The sequence below is a fragment of the Geodermatophilus sp. URMC 62 genome, from assembly GCF_052931475.1.
Map to the genome: position 1 here is coordinate 938,851 of NZ_JBRFHY010000001.1, position 16,567 is coordinate 955,417.

At 75.8% G+C, this 16,567-nt stretch carries 15 protein-coding genes; 5 read left to right on the forward strand and 10 right to left on the reverse strand.

All coding sequences use genetic code 11. From position 1 onward, the window contains the following. Position 1: 1 nt before the first annotated feature. Positions 2 to 694 (forward strand): haloacid dehalogenase type II, encoded by a 693-nt coding sequence (locus ACU616_RS04415; RefSeq protein WP_446757279.1) that lies wholly within the window; start codon positions 2 to 4, stop codon positions 692 to 694. 30 nt (positions 695 to 724) lie between these two features. On the opposite strand, the gene ACU616_RS04420 is transcribed toward ACU616_RS04415, so the two are convergent. Then, complete coding sequence (locus tag ACU616_RS04420) at positions 725 to 1,618, reverse strand: Gfo/Idh/MocA family protein (RefSeq protein WP_446757280.1); 894 nt, start codon at positions 1,616 to 1,618, stop codon at positions 725 to 727. Between the two features lie 2 nt (positions 1,619 to 1,620). Then, positions 1,621 to 2,244 carry a uracil phosphoribosyltransferase gene (upp, locus tag ACU616_RS04425; RefSeq protein ID WP_446757281.1) on the reverse strand — a complete coding sequence of 208 codons (624 nt, stop codon included), beginning with the start codon at positions 2,242 to 2,244 and terminating at the stop codon, positions 1,621 to 1,623. Between the two features lie 63 nt (positions 2,245 to 2,307). Here upp and deoC point away from each other — a divergent pair, with 63 nt between their 5' ends. The 4 genes from deoC to ACU616_RS04445 are packed head-to-tail and all read left to right on the forward strand — an operon-like array spanning position 2,308 to position 7,215. Then, positions 2,308 to 3,318 carry a deoxyribose-phosphate aldolase gene (gene deoC / locus ACU616_RS04430; RefSeq protein ID WP_446757282.1) on the forward strand — a complete coding sequence of 337 codons (1,011 nt, stop codon included), beginning with the start codon at positions 2,308 to 2,310 and terminating at the stop codon, positions 3,316 to 3,318. A gap of 1 nt (position 3,319) precedes the next feature. Beyond that, positions 3,320 to 4,765: an aldehyde dehydrogenase family protein gene (locus ACU616_RS04435; RefSeq protein ID WP_446757283.1), complete on the forward strand. Its 1,446-nt coding sequence runs from the start codon at positions 3,320 to 3,322 to the stop codon at positions 4,763 to 4,765. After that, a complete protein-coding gene (locus ACU616_RS04440) occupies positions 4,765 to 5,631 on the forward strand; it encodes an aldehyde dehydrogenase family protein (RefSeq protein WP_446757284.1) in 867 nt (288 codons plus the stop codon). The genes ACU616_RS04435 and ACU616_RS04440 overlap by 1 nt, the downstream gene beginning before the upstream one ends. 51 nt (positions 5,632 to 5,682) lie before the next feature. Next, complete coding sequence (locus ACU616_RS04445; RefSeq protein ID WP_446757285.1) at positions 5,683 to 7,215, forward strand: hypothetical protein; 1,533 nt, start codon at positions 5,683 to 5,685, stop codon at positions 7,213 to 7,215. A 256-nt stretch (positions 7,216 to 7,471) separates the two neighbouring features. Here ACU616_RS04445 and ACU616_RS04450 read toward each other — a convergent pair whose 3' ends face one another. From ACU616_RS04450 to ACU616_RS04485, 8 genes are all read right to left on the reverse strand, one after another. Then, a complete protein-coding gene (locus tag ACU616_RS04450; RefSeq protein WP_446757286.1) occupies positions 7,472 to 8,980 on the reverse strand; it encodes a DEAD/DEAH box helicase in 1,509 nt (502 codons plus the stop codon). Between the two features lie 287 nt (positions 8,981 to 9,267). Continuing rightward, positions 9,268 to 10,344 (reverse strand): adenosine deaminase, encoded by a 1,077-nt coding sequence (locus ACU616_RS04455; RefSeq protein WP_446757287.1) that lies wholly within the window; start codon positions 10,342 to 10,344, stop codon positions 9,268 to 9,270. A gap of 112 nt (positions 10,345 to 10,456) precedes the next feature. After that, on the reverse strand, positions 10,457 to 11,260 hold the full coding sequence (locus ACU616_RS04460; RefSeq protein ID WP_446757288.1) for an ABC transporter permease: 804 nt from the start codon (positions 11,258 to 11,260) through the stop codon (positions 10,457 to 10,459). Next, the gene (locus ACU616_RS04465) at positions 11,257 to 12,162 is read right to left on the reverse strand and encodes an ABC transporter ATP-binding protein (protein WP_446757289.1); all 906 of its coding nucleotides are present in this window, start codon (positions 12,160 to 12,162) and stop codon (positions 11,257 to 11,259) included. Before ACU616_RS04465 ends, ACU616_RS04460 begins: the two co-directional genes overlap by 4 nt. A 139-nt stretch (positions 12,163 to 12,301) precedes the next feature. Then, positions 12,302 to 13,579, reverse strand: coding sequence for a thymidine phosphorylase (locus ACU616_RS04470; RefSeq protein WP_446757290.1), 1,278 nt, complete (start codon positions 13,577 to 13,579; stop codon positions 12,302 to 12,304). Further along, complete coding sequence (locus tag ACU616_RS04475) at positions 13,576 to 13,980, reverse strand: cytidine deaminase (protein WP_446757291.1); 405 nt, start codon at positions 13,978 to 13,980, stop codon at positions 13,576 to 13,578. Before ACU616_RS04475 ends, ACU616_RS04470 begins: the two co-directional genes overlap by 4 nt. Continuing rightward, complete coding sequence (locus ACU616_RS04480; RefSeq protein ID WP_446757292.1) at positions 13,980 to 15,266, reverse strand: ABC transporter permease; 1,287 nt, start codon at positions 15,264 to 15,266, stop codon at positions 13,980 to 13,982. Before ACU616_RS04480 ends, ACU616_RS04475 begins: the two co-directional genes overlap by 1 nt. After that, on the reverse strand, positions 15,263 to 16,504 hold the full coding sequence (locus ACU616_RS04485; RefSeq protein WP_446757293.1) for an ABC transporter permease: 1,242 nt from the start codon (positions 16,502 to 16,504) through the stop codon (positions 15,263 to 15,265). Before ACU616_RS04485 ends, ACU616_RS04480 begins: the two co-directional genes overlap by 4 nt. Between the last annotated feature and the right edge of the window lie 63 nt (positions 16,505 to 16,567).

The following is a 16,567-nucleotide window of genomic DNA, read 5'->3' on the forward strand; positions in this document are numbered from 1 at the left end:
CGTGGACGTGCAGGCACTCGTCTTCGACGTCTTCGGCACCGTCGTCGACTGGCGCGGCGGGGTCGCCCGCGAGGCGGCCCGGCTGCTCGGCCCGGACGTCGACGCCGCCGCGTTCGCCGACGCGTGGCGGGCGCGCTACCAGCCGGCGCTGGACCGGGTGCGCTCCGGCGAGCGGCCGTGGACGGTGCTCGACGCGCTGCACCGCGAGTCGCTGCCCGAGGCGCTGGCCTCCGTCGGGGTCGACGGGGTGACCGGCGACGTCGCCGGCGAGCTGGTCCTGGCCTGGCACCGCCTCGACCCGTGGCCCGACGCCGTCGCGGGGCTGACCCGGCTGCGGCGCTCGTACGTCCTCGCGCCGCTGTCCAACGGCGGCGTGCGGCTGTCGGTCGACCTGGCCCGCCGCGCCGGCCTGCCGTGGGACCTGGTGCTCGGCGCGGAGGTCGCCGGCCACTACAAGCCCGACCCGGAGGTCTACGACTCCGCGCCGCGGCTGCTGGACCTGCCGCCGTCGGCGGTGTGCATGGTCGCCGCGCACACCGGCGACCTCGCCGCCGCCCGCGGGCGGGGCCTGCGGACGGCGTACGTGCACCGCCCCGACGAGTTCGGCGGGCGTCAGGTGCCGCCGGCGAGTGACCCCGACGCCGACCTGTCGGTCGCCTCGTTCGAGGAGCTCGCCACCGCCCTCGGCTGCTGAGCGCGTCCCTGCCGGTCGCGGCCCGCGGGGTCAGGCGGGCACGGGCTCCCGGCAGCCGGAGGCCAGCGCGCGCGAGGCGGCGGCGAGCACGACGACGACGTCGCGGGCGAAGGCGACGTCGAGCGCGGAGGTGCCGCCGGTGAGCGCCGCCTGGGTCAGCTCGGTGACCGCCGCCCGGTGCGCCTCGACGACGGCCGCGTCGTCCCGCTCGGGCAGCAGCACCAGCCGGCCCGCGTCGCCGTGCACGGTCACCTCGACGCCGCCGGCCATGGGCGCCACCGTCGACGACAGCGTCACCGTGCTCGACGCCCCGGAGGCGTGCCGCAGCACCAGGTGCACGGTGTCGCCGCGGCCGGCGCCGGCCTGCACCGAGACGACAGGGCCTAGCGCCGGCACGAGCAGCCCGAGCGCGTGCGGGCCGACGTCCCACAGCGCGCCGTGCTCGCGCCGCCAGGGCGTGTCGAACGGGCTCCCGGCCAGGGACCCCAGCCAGCTGATGGCGCCGCCGGCCAGCGGGGCGCGGGCGGCCTGCTCCAGCCAGGTGGCCGTGGCCGGGCGGAACCGGTCGGTGAAGAACACGACCGAGGCGACCCCGGCCGCGCGGACGGCGTCGACCACCCGGTCGGCGTCGGCGACGGTGAGCCCGATCGGCTTCTCCAGCAGCAGGTGCCGGCCCGCCGCAGCGGCGCGCACGGCCAGCCCGACCTGGACGTCGGGCGGGACGGCCACCGACACCGCGTCGACGTCGGCGAGCAGCGCGTCGAGGTCGTCGGTGCCCGGGACGTCGAACTCCGCCCCGGCGGCGGCGGCCTTGGCGGCGTCGCGGCCCCAGAACGCCACGAGCTCGGCGTCGTCGGCTCCGGCGAGGGAGGTCGCGTGCACGCCGGTGGCCCAGAACCCGGTGCCGAGGACGGCGAAGCGCACGGTCAGACCGCGCCGAACTGGCGGTCGCCGGCGTCGCCGAGACCGGGGACGATGTAGGCCTTGTCGTTCAGCCCCTCGTCGACGCTGGCGGTGAACACCCGCAGCGGCAGGCCGCTGCGCTCCAGCCGCTCGAGCCCGGCCGGGGCGGCCAGCGCGCACAGCACGGTGATCTCGGTGGCGCCGCGGTCGGTGAGCAGCGTGCAGCAGTGCACCAGCGAGCCGCCGGTGGCCAGCATGGGGTCGAGCACGAAGACGTGGCGGCCCACCAGCGACTGCGGCAGCGAGGCCATGTAGGCCTCGGGCTGGAAGGTCACCTCGTTGCGGGCCAGCCCGACGAAGCCCATCTGCGACTCCGGCAGCATCCCGTGCGCGGTGTCGGCCATGCCCAGGCCCGCGCGCAGCACCGGGACGATCAGCGGCGGCGCGGCCAGCCGGTAGCCCGTCGTCGTGGTGACCGGCGTGCTGATCGGCTCCTCGGCCACCTCCAGGTCGCGGGTGGCCTCGTACACCAGCATCTGGGTCAGCTCGCGCAGCGCGGCCCGGAAGGCGGCGTTGTCGGTCCGCTCGTCGCGCATCCGCGACAGCCGGGCGCGGGCCAGCGGGTGGTCGACGACGGTGAGCTGCACGCGCGCCACCGTATCGGTCGGCTCACGGGGCCACGCCCAGGAAGAGGAAGGGAGAATGTCCGCATGACCCACGTGCTCGACCCCGGGACGCTGGCGGCCGGGGCCCGGCCCGGCCCCGGGTCCGGGACGGCGTTCGACGACGTGACCCGCTCGGACGCCACCCTCCGCGCCTTCCTGCACGGCCTGCCCGGCGTCGACCAGGTCGGCGCCGAGCAGCGCGCCGCCACCCTCGGCACCCGCTCGATCAAGACCACGGCCAAGGCCTGGGCGATCGACACCGCCATCTCGATGGTCGACCTGACCACCCTCGAGGGCGCCGACACCCCCGGGCGGGTCCGCTCGCTGGCCGCCAAGGCGCGCCGCCCGGACCCCACCGACGCCTCCTGCCCGCCCGTGGCCGCCGTCTGCGTCTACGGCGACCTGGCCGGCGTCGCGAAGGAGGCCCTGGCCGGCACCGGCATCAAGGTCGCCGCCGTCGCCACGGCGTTCCCGAGCGGCCGGGCGAGCCGCGCGGTCAAGCTCGCCGACGTCCGCGACGCCGTGGCGGGCGGCGCCGACGAGATCGACATGGTCATCGACCGGGGCGCCTTCCTGGCCGGCCGCTACCTCGACGTGTTCGAGGAGATCGTGGCCGTGAAGGAGGAGTGCTCCGCCCCCGGCCGCACCCCCGCGCACCTCAAGGTCATCCTCGAGACCGGCGAGCTGGTCACCTACGACAACGCCCGCCGCGCCTCCTGGCTGGCGATGCTCGCCGGCGCCGACTTCATCAAGACGTCGACCGGCAAGATCTCCCCCGCCGCCACCCTGCCGGTGTGCCTGGTGATGCTCGAGGCGGTCCGCGACTTCCGCGCCGCCACCGGCACCCAGGTCGGCGTCAAGCCCGCCGGCGGCATCCGCACCACCAAGGACGCCGTCAAGCACCTGGTGCTGGTCAACGAGACCGTCGGCGCCGACTGGCTCTCCCCCGACCGGTTCCGCCTCGGCGCCTCCGGCCTCCTCAACGACCTGCTCCTGCAGCGGCAGAAGCTGCGCACCGGCCACTACTCCGGCCCCGACCACGTGAGCGTCGACTGACATGAGCCAGCCCTTCGAGTACGCCCCCGCCCCCGAGTCGCGGTCGATCGTCGACGTCGCGCCGTCCTACGGTCTGTTCGTCGACGGCGAGTTCGTCGACGGCTCCGGCGAGACCATGAAGACGGTCAACCCGGCCACCGAGGAGGTGCTCAGCGAGGTCGCCGTGGGCACCGAGGCCGACGTCGACCGCGCCGTCAAGGCCGCCCGCCGCGCGTTCACCCGCGTCTGGGGGCCGATGCGCCCCGCCGATCGCGGCAAGTACCTGTTCCGCATCGCCCGGCTCCTGCAGGAGCGGGCCCGCGAGTTCGCCGTCCTCGAGTCGCTGGACAACGGCAAGCCGATCCGGGAGTCCCGCGACGTCGACGTGCCGCTGGCCGCGGCGCACTTCTTCTCCCACGCCGGGTGGGCCGACAAGCTGGCGTACGCGGGCCTGGGCCCCGACCCGCGGCCGCACGGCGTGGCCGGCCAGGTCATCCCGTGGAACTTCCCGCTGCTGATGCTGGCCTGGAAGGTCGCCCCCGCGCTGGCCACCGGCAACACCGTCGTCCTCAAGCCGGCCGAGACGACCCCGCTCACCGCGCTGCTGTTCGCCGAGGTGTGCCGGCAGGCCGACCTGCCCCCGGGCGTGGTCAACATCGTGACCGGCGCCGGCGACACCGGACGGGCCGTCGTCGAGCACGAGGACGTCGACAAGGTGGCCTTCACCGGCTCGACCGAGGTGGGCCGCTCGATCGCCCGCGCCGTCGCCGGCACCCGCAAGGTGCTCACCCTGGAGCTGGGCGGCAAGGCGGCGAACATCGTCTTCGACGACGCCCCGGTCGACCAGGCCGTCGAGGGCATCGTGCGCGGCATCTTCTTCAACCAGGGCCACGTGTGCTGCGCGGGCTCGCGGCTGCTGGTGCAGGAGAACGTGCACGACGAGGTGATCGCCTCGCTGCAGCGGCGGATCGGCACGCTGCGGGTGGGCGACCCGCTGGACAAGAACACCGACGTCGGCGCGATCAACTCCGCCGAGCAGCTGGCGCGCATCCGGGAGCTCTCCGACATCGGTGAGGCCGAGGGCGCGCACCGCTGGCAGCCCGCCTGCGAGCTGCCCGACCGCGGGTTCTGGTTCCCGCCGACGGTGTTCACCGACGTCTCCCCCGCCCACCGGATCGCCCGCGACGAGGTGTTCGGCCCGGTCCTCTCGGTGCTCACCTTCCGCACGCCCGACGAGGCCGTGGCCAAGGCCAATAACACCACCTACGGGCTGTCGGCCGGCATCTGGACCGAGAAGGGCTCGCGGATCCTCGCCATCGCCGACCGGCTGCGCGCCGGCGTGGTGTGGGCCAACACGTTCAACCAGTTCGACCCGACGTCGCCCTTCGGCGGCTACAAGCAGTCCGGCTACGGCCGCGAGGGCGGCCGCCAGGGCCTGGCCGCCTACCTGAAGGGGGCGTCCTCCTGATGACCGACCGCCTGGCCGTCCGCAAGACGTCCAAGCTCTACCTGGGCGGGGCCTTCCCGCGCTCGGAGTCCGGCCGCACCTACCCGGTCACCGACGCCCGCGGGGCCTTCCTCGCCAACGCCGCGCAGGCCTCCCGCAAGGACGCCCGCGACGCCGTCGTCGCCGCCCGGGCGGCGTTCGCGACGTGGTCGGGCGCCACCGCGTACAACCGCGGCCAGGTGCTCTACCGGGTGGCCGAGGTGATGGAGGGCCGGCACGCGCAGTTCTGCGAGGAGGTGGCCGCCGGCGAGGGGCTGTCGGCCGGTCGCGCCCGCGCCGTCGTGGACGCCGCCGTCGACCGGTGGGTCTGGTACGCCGGGTGGACCGACAAGCTGGCCGCGGTCCTGGGCAGCGCCAACCCCGTCGCCGGGCCGTTCTTCGGCTTCTCCACGCCGGAGCCGACCGGCGTGGTCGCGGTCCTCGCGCCGCAGCGCTCGTCGCTGCTCGGACTGGTCAGCGTGCTCGCGCCGGTGCTCGCCGCCGGCAACACGGCTGTCGTCGTGACGTCGCGAGACCGGCCGCTGCCGGCCGTCACCCTCGGCGAGGTGCTGGCCACCAGCGACGTGCCCGGCGGCGTGGTCGACCTGCTCACCGGCGACGCCGCCGAGCTGGGCCCGTGGCTGGCCGAGCACGACGACGTCGACGCCGTCGACCTGACCGGTGCACCGCCGACCCACGCGCTGGAGCTCGAGCGGCTGGCCGCCGGGAGCATCAAGCGGGTGCTGCGGCCGCCCGCCGAGGAGCCGGACTGGACCGCCGACCCGGGCCTCACCCGGATGACGGCCTTCCTGGAGACCAAGACCGTCTGGCACCCCAAGGGCGTGTGACGGCGGGGCGTCCCTGGGCGCGCTCCCGGCTGCACCCGGCAGGATGGGCGCGTGGCCAGGCCCAGCATCGTCCCGATCGCCCTCACCGTCGACGACCGCACCGGCTACACGCTGTGGGCTCCGCCGTGGGAGGAGGACGGCGAGGAGTGGCAGGCCTTCCTCGGCACCTCCGAGGGCGAGACGGCGACGGTCCACCTCTTCCCCACCCCGGCCGCGCTGGCCGCGTTCTGCCGCACCAGCACCGACCACGACCTCGCCGACCACCCGGTGTGGCCGGTCGTCACCGGGCTGGGCGCCGCGGACCTGACCCCGGACGACGACCACCGCTACGACCTCGACGGCGTCTACGACATCGCCGCCGAGAACCCCGACCGCTGGGCGGTGGAGGAACTCGCGGCCACCATCGACATCGTCAGCCGGCTGGCCGAGTGCCTGGACACCGCCGGCCCCGACGAGGACGACGCCGCGCCGGTCACCCGTGACACCGACACCGCGGACGACGACACCGCGGACGACGACACCGCGGACGACGACGAGGAGACCGAGTTCCCGGCGCTGGCCGAGCTGGTGGCCCGCCCCGAGATCGGCTCACTGGGCCTGGGCGTGGACGCGTTCGTCGGCCGCTCCGGCGAGGACGCCTGGGTCGGTGTGGGCGGCGCGCTCGACGACCTGTGGGAGGACGTCCTCGAGGAGCTCTCGGCGCACCTGGACTGGACCGGCGCCGGCACCACGACCCTCGCGGCCTACCCCTCGGCGGCCGGGGACGAGGACGACCTCGACGACGAGGACGACACCGACGACGACACCGCGGACTCCGAGGAGGACGCCGACGAGGACGACACCGACGACCTCGAGGAGGACACCGGCCCGACCGCCGGCCCGCAGCGGACGGTCGCGCCGGGCTCGGACGGCTCGGGCAACCGGCCGGCCGCGGGCTCGACCGCGGCCGCCCCGGCGGAGGCCGCGACCGCGGGCGTGAGCACCATCCGCGGCGGCAGCCGGATCACCGCGACGCCGGCCGCGGTGGCCGCGGCGGCGGAGTTCTGGGAGGCCGTCGGCATCCTGCCGGTGGAGATCGTCGTCCCCGAGGGGGCCGGGGTCACCCTGCGCTGCTACGTCGAGGACGTCGCCCGCTTCCTCGGCCGCGACGGCGAGGTCTTCCTGTTCGACACCCCCACCGCCCTGGCGCGCTTCTGCGCCGGCGACGAGCGGCACGACCTCACCGAGATCGCCTCCTGGCCGGAGGTGGCCGACACCGACACCCTCCCGCTGCCGGCCGAGCAGGACCGCTACGACCTCACCGAGCTGTCGGAGGTGCTGGCCGAGGTGGCCGGCGGCGCCGGCGGCCTGGTCGACCACCGGGTGTTCGCCCAGCCCGTCGAGGGGGTCCGGGACGTCGCGGAGTACGCCGGGCTGCGGCGGGTCGACGAGCTGCTCGCGCCCGGCGCGCCGCTCGGCCGCGCGGCCGCCCGCGCCGAGGCCGACCCCGGCGCGCCGCTGCCCGCCGAGGACGCCGCCGCGCTGCGCACCGCGTGGGACGAGGTCGTGACCCAGGTCGAGAGCGCGCTGGTCTTCCGCCACTGAGGTCCGCCTCCCCACCCCACACGCCGGGGTCGGCGCGCGGGGTGGAGCGGGACGCCCGGACCCCCGTCCCCGGCGTCGTCGTGCTCTGCCCACCACGGTGGGCAGAGCACGACGATGCCGGGATGGTCCTGCCGGCTGCGGACGCACAGCGGCCGGCCCCGGGGACCCCGGGGCCGGCCGCTGGTGCCGTGCTGGAACGGCCCTGCGTCAGGGGCCCGCCGCGGGCGTGCGAGCGGTGGGGACGCGGGGTCCTGCGTCAGTCGCGCGCCGGCGCGGGGCGGTCGGGCCGCCCGCCGCGGGAGCCCTCGCCCGGGCCCCGGGACCGGTCGCCGTGGGGACGGCGCGGCCGGTCACCCTCGCCGAGGGGACGCCGCGGGCGGTCGCCGTCCCGGCGGGGCCGGTCGCCCTCACCGTAGGAGCGACGCGGCCGCTCGCCGTCCCGGCGCGGACGCCGGCCGCCGGGACCGCCGTGCGGGCGGCGCGACTCGCGCGCCGGCCGCTCCACCGGCTCCACCGGCACGCCGCTGGCCACGAGCTCGGCGATCGAGGCGTCGCCGGGCCGGACGCGGTCGACCCGCGGGTCCACCTTGGCCTGCCGGAACCGGCGCTTGGCCTGCCCCACCTGGTCGGGCAGCAGCAGCGAGACGACGACCCCGGCCGCCCCGGCGCGGGCGGTGCGGCCCGAGCGGTGCAGGTAGGTCTTGTGGTCGGCCGGCGGGTCGTAGTGCAGCACCAGCGAGACGTCGTCGACGTGGATGCCGCGGGCGGCGACGTCGGTGGCGACCAGCACGGGGCTGCGGGCGTCGGTGAACGCCTCCAGCGCCCGGCGGCGCGCCGACTGCGGCAGGCCGCCGTGGATGGCCTCGGCCTTGATGCCGACCGCCTGCAGGTTCTCGGTCAGCCGGTCGACGCCGAGCTGGGTGCGCGCGAAGACGAGGGTGCGGCCCGGACGGGCGGCCAGCTCCTGGGTCAGCGGCACCTTGTCGCGGAAGGCGATGCTGTAGGCGAGGTGCTCGGCCGGCGGCGCCTCGCCACCCGGGCGCTTGACCTCGTGCCGCGCCGGGTCCGTGAGATAGCGGCGGACCAGGGTGTCGACCTCGCCGTCTAGGGTGGCCGAGAACAGCAGCCGCTGGGCGTCGGGGCGTGTCTGGTCGAGCAGCTCCTGCACGACGGGCAGGAACCCGAGATCGGACATGAAGTCCGCCTCGTCGACGACGCTGACCTCCACCTCGGCGAGGGTGGCCTCGCCCTGGGCGATGAGGTCCTGCAGCCGGCCGGGGGTGGCGACGACGACGTCGACGCCGCGGCGCAGCTGGGTGATCTGGCGGTACATCGAGGCGCCGCCGTAGACGGTGGCGAACTGCACGCCGGTGGCCTGGCCGAGGGGGGCCAGGTTGTCCGAGACCTGCTGCGCCAGCTCGCGGGTGGGCACGAGGACCAGGGCTCGCGGGGCACGCGGTCCGCGGTGGGCGGTGAGGCCCATGCGGGCGAGCACCGGCAGGCCGAAGGCCAGGGTCTTGCCCGAGCCGGTGGCCGCCTTGCCCAGCACGTCGCGCCCGGCGAGCGCGTCGGGCAGGACGGTGGCCTGGATGGCGAACGGGGAGCGGATGCCGCGCCGCTCGAGCGCGGTGACCAGCTGCTGGGGCAGACCCAGCGCGGCGAAGGAGGGCCCGGTCGGCTCGGCGGCCGGCTCGGAGGTGGTCGGGGTGTCGATCGAGGGGTCGATCCGGGTGTCGACGACGTCGACGGGGTCGAACGAGGACATGCGGGTGTGGGACTCCGATACAGCTCGGGCGCGTCCCGTGGCGGTGCGCGGGCGCCACCCCATCGAGAGGGTCGGCGTCCTCACTGGCGATCCCGGGCGTCGGGGACGCGACGGATCTGCACGGATGCGCTCGTGCCCGGACGGACCGTCCGGGAGGACGACCGGCGAGTGCCGGTACGTCAATGGTAGCAGCGGTGATCAGCGCGTGATTCCGGCGAGCGCGGTGTCCGTGGTCACCGCGGCTCGGGAACGGCTCGGGAACGGCTCACGAACGGCTCACGAACGGCTCAGGAGCGCAGCGCCGCGAAGCCGGGACGCACGACGTCGTCGAGCAGCCGCGCGCGCTCGGCGTCGTCGACGAACGCCGCCGCGAGCGCCCGTTCGGTCACCGTCTGCACGTCGCCCCACCCCCAGCCGCAGGTGGCGGTGACGGCGGCCAGCTCGCTGGTCACCGAGACCCCGCTCATCAGCCGGTTGTCGGTGTTCACGGTGACCGCGAACCCCGCGCGGTGCAGCCGGCCGACCGGGTGGGCGGCCAGGGAGGGGTAGGCGCCGGTCTGCACGTTCGACGACGGCGCGACCTCCAACGGCACCTGCGCGTCGAGGACCCGCTGCGCGAGCGGCCCGAGCGGGCCCTCGCCGGGCACCTCGTCGGCGATCCGCACGCCGTGGCCGAGCCGCTCGGCGGAGGCGGCGTCGAGGGCGGCCCGGATGCTGTCGACGCCGGCGGCCTCCCCGGCGTGGATCGTGCGGTGCGCCCCGGCCCGGTCGAGCAGCGCGAGGGCCTCCGGGTGCCGGTCGGGCGGGAAGCCGATCTCGGGGCCGGCGAGGTCGAAGCCGACGACGCGGGCGTCGCGGTACCGGACGACGAGGCCGGCGACCTCCTCCCAGCGGTCGGCCTGCCGCATGGCGCACAGCAGCGCGCCCACGCGGATCGGGGTGCCCGCGGCCGCGGCCTCGGCGCTGCCGGCGGCGAACCCGTCGAGGATCGCCTCCACTGCCTCCTCGATCGGCGTCCCGCCCGCGGTCAGCAGCTCGGGGGCCATGCGGACCTCGGCGTACACGACGCCGTCGGCGGCCAGGTCGAGCGCGCACTCGCGGGCCACCCGCCGGACCGCCTCCGGCCGCTGCATCACCCCGACGGTGTGCGCGAACGTCTCCAGGTAGCGCACCAGCGAGCCCGAGTCGGCGGCCTGCCGGAACCAGCGGCCCAGCTCCGCCGCGTCGCCGGCGGGCAGGTCGCGGTAGCCGGTCTCGTCGGCGAGCTCGAGCACCGTCTGCGGCCGCAGCCCGCCGTCGAGGTGGTCGTGCAGCAGGACCTTGGGGGCGCGGCGGATCGAGTCGGCGTCGAGCGGTACGGGCACCCGGCCATTGTCGCCGCCGGCGCCGGCAGCCACGCCGAGTGGTCGGTCGTGGCCGACCGTCACGGCGTGTCCGCCCGGGTCGGGCTCCTCCGCGGGCGGCCGCGGCGCGACCTCACCCCTCGCGGTCCTGCCAGCGGAAGGTCAGGACGCACAGCACCAGGCCGGCGACGCACCAGGCGCCGAGCACCAGCGCCACCCGCCCGAGCTCCCACGAGCCGGCCGCCTCCTGCGCGGCCAGCGCGTCGGGGAGGAACACCGACCGCAGGCCCTGGGCCAGCCACTTGACCGGGAAGACCGAGGCGACGTCGCGCAGCCAGCCGGGCACCTGGTCGAAGGGCACGAAGACGCCGGAGACGAACTCCAGCACCAGTGCGATCGGGGTGACCGTCGCCGACGCCGACCGGCCGTTGCGGGCCAGCGTCGAGACGGCGATGCCGAGCAGCGTGCACGCCGCGGCGCCGAGCACCGACACCCAGGCGAAGGTCAGCCAGTCCGCCCCGGAGGGCAGGTCGACCCGGTACACGAGCACGCCGACCAGCAGCAGCAGCGCGATCGTCGCCACCGCCACGGCGAGCACCTGCACGACCTTGCCGGCGAAGTACGCGCTGGCCGGCAGGGGCGTGCCGCGCAGGCTCTTCAGCGTCCCGTCGGAGCGCTCGCCGGCGATGTGGATCGCCATGTTCTGCAGGCTCGCGCCCACGATCCCCGCGGTGATCACGCCGGCCATGAAGTACTGCGGGAAGTCGACGCCCGAGCCGAGGTCGTAGTCGAGCGCCGCGCCCAGCGCCAGCAGCAGGATCACCGGGAAGGCGAGGGTGAACACCACCGACTCGCGCTGGCGGAAGAACTCCTTGAGCTCCACCCGCGCCCGGGTGCCGTAGACCCGCGGCAGCGACGGCAGCGGCGGGGCGCTCACGAGTGGTCGCCGATCATCTTCAGGTACACGTCCTCGAGGGTGGGCCGGGCGACGGCCAGGTCGGGCACCTCGCCGGGGAAGCGGGCGGCGAGGTCGCGGACGAACGCCGTCGGCGTCGCCGTCTCGGCGGTGCGCCGGACGCCGTCCTCGGTCCAGCTGACGACGGCCGGCGCGGAGCCGCGCCCGCCGAGCGCCGTCGGGACGGCGACCTCCGCCAGCCGGCCGTGCGCGAGGACGCCCACCCGGTCGGCCAGCGTCTCGGCCTCGTCGAGGTAGTGGGTGGTGAGCAGCATCGTCGTGCCCAGGTCGCGCAGCGAGCGGATCAGCGCCCAGAACTGCCGGCGGGCCTCGGGGTCGAAGCCGGTGGTGGGCTCGTCGAGGAACAGCAGCCGCGGCCGGCCGACGATGCCCAGCGCCACGTCGAGCCGCCGCCGCTGGCCGCCGGACAGGGTCCGCCCGCGCGCACCGGCCTTGTCCGTCAGGCCGACCAGCTCGAGCACCTCGGCCGGGTCGCGCGGGTCGGCGTAGTACGACGCCCGCGCCTGCAGCAGCTCGCGCACCGACAGCTGGCTGTCCCCCGCGCCGTTCTGCAGCACGATGCCCAGCTCGGCCTTCCACCGGCGCCCGCCCCGGGCCGGGTCGACGCCGAGCACCCGCACCGCGCCGCCGTCGCGCCGGCGGTACCCCTCGAGCACCTCGACCGTCGTCGTCTTGCCGGCGCCGTTGGGGCCGAGCAGCGCGAAGATCTCCCCGCGGCGGATGTCGAGGTCCAGCCCGTCGACGGCGGCGCGGTCGCCGTAGCGCTTGACCAGCCCGCGCACGGAGACGGCGGCGTCGGGGTCCAGCGGGTCGCCCGGTCGCGGCCGGCCGTCGGCCACCACGGGCACGGGCGCGCTGCTCACGGGGACACAGTGTCCCCCTGCGCGCGCCGGGAGGGGTCCGCACCCCCGGCGCCCCCCCGTCGCGGCGAGATCTGCACAGTGGCGGCCATCAGGACCCGGGAGCCCACCACTGTGCAGATCTCGCGGGACGGGTCCGGGTTCAGGCGGTGATGCGGTCCAGGACCAGGGGCAGCGGCTCGTCGCCGGTGTCGACGCCGATCGCGCCCTCCAGCGCCTCCAGCGCCCGCGGGATCCGGGCGGCGTCGTCGGTGTGCAGCTCCAGCAGCGGCCGGCCCGCGATCACCCGCTCACCCACGGTCGCCGTCCAGGTCACCCCGGCCGCGGCCGAGACCGGGTCCTCCTTGCGGGCGCGGCCGGCGCCCAGCCGCCAGGCGGCGACCCCGAGGGCGTAGGCGTCGAGCCGGGTGAGCGTGCCGGTGGCCGGGGCGGTCACCACCTGCCGCTCGGCCGGCTGCGGGAGCGCGGCGGCCGGGTCGCCGCCCTGCGCGGCGATCATCCGCCGCCACACGTCCATGGCCCGCCCGTCGCGCAGCGCCTCGGCGGGGTCGACGTCGGAGCGCCCGACACCGGCGAGCATCTCCCGCGCCAGCGCCAGCGTCAGCTCGACGACGTCGTCCGGGCCGCCCCCGGCGAGCACCTCCACCGACTCGGCGACCTCGACGGCGTTGCCCGCGGCGCGGCCCAGCGGCCGGTCCATCGCCGTCACCAGCGCCACCGTGTGGACGCCGGCCGCCTCGCCCAGGCCGACCATCGTGCGGGCCAGCTCGCGGGAGGCCTCGGGGTCCTTCATGAACGCGCCCGACCCGGTCTTGACGTCGAGCACCAGCGCGTCGGCGCCCTCGGCGATCTTCTTGCTCATGATCGAGCTGGCGATCAGCGGGATCGACTCCACGGTGCCGGTGACGTCGCGCAGCGCGTAGAGCTTCTTGTCCGCCGGCGCCAGGTCCGCACCGGCCGCGCAGATGACCGCGCCCACGTCGCGCAGCTGCGCCAGGTAGGCCTCCTCGTGCACGTCCGCGCGCCAGCCGGGGATCGACTCGAGCTTGTCCAGCGTGCCGCCGGTGTGCCCGAGGCCGCGGCCGGACAGCTGCGGCACCGCCACCCCGCACGCGGCGACCAGCGGTGCCAGCGGCAGCGTGGTCTTGTCGCCGACGCCACCGGTGGAGTGCTTGTCGGCGGTCGGCCGGCCCAGCACGGAGAGGTCCTTGCGCTCGCCGGAGTCGATCATCGCCTGGGTCCAGGCGGCGAGCTCGCCCGGGGACATGCCGCGGAAGAACACCGCCATGAGCAGCGCGCTGACCTGCTCGTCGGCCACCGCGCCCCGGGTGTAGGCGTCGACCACCCAGCGGATCTGCTCCTCGGTGAGCGTCCCGCCGTCGCGCTTGGCGCGGATGACGTCGATGGCGTCAGGGGTCACCGGGCGGCCCGCACCAGGTCGTCGGGGCCGAACGCGTCGGGCAGCACCTCGCGCATCGGCACGATGCCCAGCGACACGGTCTCGAGGAGCATGTCGGCGCCGCCGTGCTCCCACAGCAGCTGCCGGCAGCGCCCGCAGGGCATGAGCGGCTGCCCGTCCCCGCCGACGCAGGCCACGGCCACCAGCCGGCCGCCGCCGGTGCGGGCCAGGTCGCTGACCATCCCGCACTCGGCGCACAGGCCCAGCCCGTAGCTGGCGTTCTCGACGTTGCAGCCGGTGACCACCCGGCCGTCGTCGACCAGCCCGGCCACGCCCACGGGGAAGTGCGAGTACGGCGCGTAGGCGTGCGTCATGGCCTCCCGGGCGGCGCCGCGCAGCGCCGCCCAGTCCACGTCCTGCACTAGTGCTCCCCTCGTCGGTAGACCAGCCCGTCGGCCTTGGGCATCCGCAGCCGCTGGGAGGCCAGCGACAGCACCAGCAGCGTGGTCAGGTGCGGGGTGAACGACACCAGGCCCGGCGGCAGCTCGTCGACGGTGAGGAAGCCGACCAGGGACGCCGCCGCGACGACCGCGGCGATGCCCGCGGGCAGCAGCCGGCCGCGCAGCGCCTGGACCACCGCGATGACCGCGAGCAGGATCGCCACCAGCAGGAACAGCGCGACGACGGCGGAGCGGCTGCGCAGCTGCAGGGCGTCGGTGAACCCGAACAGGGCGGCACCGGCGGCCAGGCCGCCGGGCCGCCAGTTGCCGAAGATCAGCGCGGCGAGGCCGATGAACCCGCGCCCGTTGACCTGCCCCTCGCGGTAGATGCCGGCGATGAACACCAGGAACACGCCGCCGAGGCCGGCCAGCGCGCCGGAGACGAGGACCGCGACGTACTTCAGCCGGTAGACCGGCACACCCAGCGAGTCGGCGGCGGCCGGGTTCTCGCCGCACGAGCGCAGCCGCAGGCCGAACGCCGTCCGCCACAGCAGCAGGTAGGACGCCGGCACCAGCAGCACGGCGACGAGGGTGAGCAGGCCGACGCCGCTGGTCAGTCCGCGCAGGATGCCGGCGAGGTCGCTGACCAGGAACCAGTGCCGGCTCTCCAGCGACCCGAGCAGGTCCGGCCCGGACGAGAGCACCGGGACGGAGAACGTGGGCGGATCGCCCTTCACCGGCGGGGACTGGGTGACGCCGCCACCGGCCGCGTTGTCGGTGTAGAGCAGCTCGGAGAGGAACCGCACGATGCCGCCGGCGAGGATGTTGATCGCCACACCGGAGACGACGTGGTCGACGCCGAAGGTCACCGTGGCCACCGCGTGCAGCAGCCCGCCGACCGCGCCGAACGCCAGCCCGCCGAGGACGGCGGCGCCCCAGCCCCACTGGTAGCCGGCGAACCCGGCCCCCCAGGTGCCCAGCACCATCATCCCGTCGAGGCCGATGTTGACCACGCCCGCGCGCTCGGCGAACAGCCCGCCGAGCGCGGCCAGCCCGATGGGCACCGCGAGCAGCAGCGCCGCGGCGATGGTCGAGGAGCTGGTCAGCGCGTCCTGGCCGCTGACCACGCGCACCACCGAGACCAGCAGCAGGATGCCGAGCAGCAGCCAGGTCAGCCGCCGGGCCCGGCCGCCGCCGGTGAGCAGGTCGGTCAGCGGGCCGCGGCCGGGGCGGGTCCCGCTGCCGGGAGGGGCCGCGACGGCGCTCATGCTCCGGTCTCCTGCCGCTCGTCGGTGCGCTGTCCGGCACCGGTGGACGTGCTGACGCCCGCGCCGGTGCCCTCGCCGGTCGCCGCCCCGACGCCGCCGGTGCTCTGCCCCGGCCCGGTGCTGCCGTCGCCGGCGACCGCGGCGGCCGGGGCCGAGCCGCGCTCGGCCGAGCGGCGGGCCACCCGGCGGGCGACCTCGTTGGCGACGACGACGGCGAGCACGATCGTGCCCTGGATGATCGTCACGACCGAGGCCGGGAAGTCCTGGATCTGCAGCGGGACCAGCGCCCGGTCGAGGAAGGCGAACAGCAGCGCGCCGAACGCGATGCCGATCGGCTTGTTGCGGCCGAGCAGGGCGACGGCGATGCCGAGGAAGCCCAGCCCGGCGGTGAAGTCGGTGGTGTAGGCGTGCGTCGAGCCGAGCAGGTCGGGCATGCCGATCAGCCCGGCGACCGCGCCCGACAGCAGCATCGTCTTGACCACCATGCCGCGGGAGTCGACGCCGCTGGCGCTGGCCGCCGACGGCGACAGGCCCGCCGCCCGCAGGTCGAAGCCGAAGCGCGTCCGGTTGAGCAGCACGGCGACGGCGACGCCGACGACGACGGCCACCAGCAGGAAGCCGTAGAGCTGCCGCGGCGGGTTGGCCAGGCCCAGGGCGCCGAAGACGCCGTTGAGGCTGGGCATCCACCCCGACTCGGGGATCTCGGCGGTGCTGATGATCGAGGCGCCCTCGGCACTGCCCCGCAGCGGGCCGGTGAGCAGGAACGACGCGATGCCCAGCGCGATGACGTTGAGCATGATCGAGCTGATCACCTCGCTGACCCCGCGGGTCACCTTGAGGACGGCGACGACGGCCGCCCAGATCGCGGCCACGGCCATCGCCACGACGACGATCAGCAGCACGTGCAGCGGCCCGGGCAGCGCGACGGCGGCACCGACGCCGGCGGCGAGGACGGTGGCCAGCCGGTACTGGCCCTCGACGCCGATGTTGAACAGGCCCATGCGGAACGCGATGGCCACGGCCAGGCCGGCGAGGAACAGCGGCACCGCCCGGTTGAGGACGACGACCACCGCGGTCATCTGCTGGCTCGGGGTGTCGCCGAAGTCGACCATCACCGCGAACACCCGGACCGGGTCGACCTGCAGCGCGGCCATGACCGCCGAGGAGAGGACGACCGCGACGACGACGGCGAGGACCGGCGCGAACAGCGCGAGGCCGATCCGGCGGAGGACGGTCACGGCTGCTCCTCGCTGGCGCTCGTCGCGGCCCCGACCATCGGGGCCCTGACCATCGGTGCCCCG

Excerpts from the sequence above, each read along its gene's own strand:
- deoC (WP_446757282.1), top strand. The coding sequence starts at position 2,308 with ATGACCCACGTGCTCGACCCCGGGACGCTGGCGGCCGGGGCCCGGCCC.
- ACU616_RS04435 (WP_446757283.1), top strand. The coding sequence starts at position 3,320 with ATGAGCCAGCCCTTCGAGTACGCCCCCGCCCCCGAGTCGCGGTCGATC.
- ACU616_RS04440 (WP_446757284.1), top strand. The coding sequence starts at position 4,765 with ATGACCGACCGCCTGGCCGTCCGCAAGACGTCCAAGCTCTACCTGGGC.
- ACU616_RS04450 (WP_446757286.1), bottom strand. The coding sequence starts at position 8,980 with ATGTCCTCGTTCGACCCCGTCGACGTCGTCGACACCCGGATCGACCCC.
- ACU616_RS04480 (WP_446757292.1), bottom strand. The coding sequence starts at position 15,266 with ATGAGCGCCGTCGCGGCCCCTCCCGGCAGCGGGACCCGCCCCGGCCGC.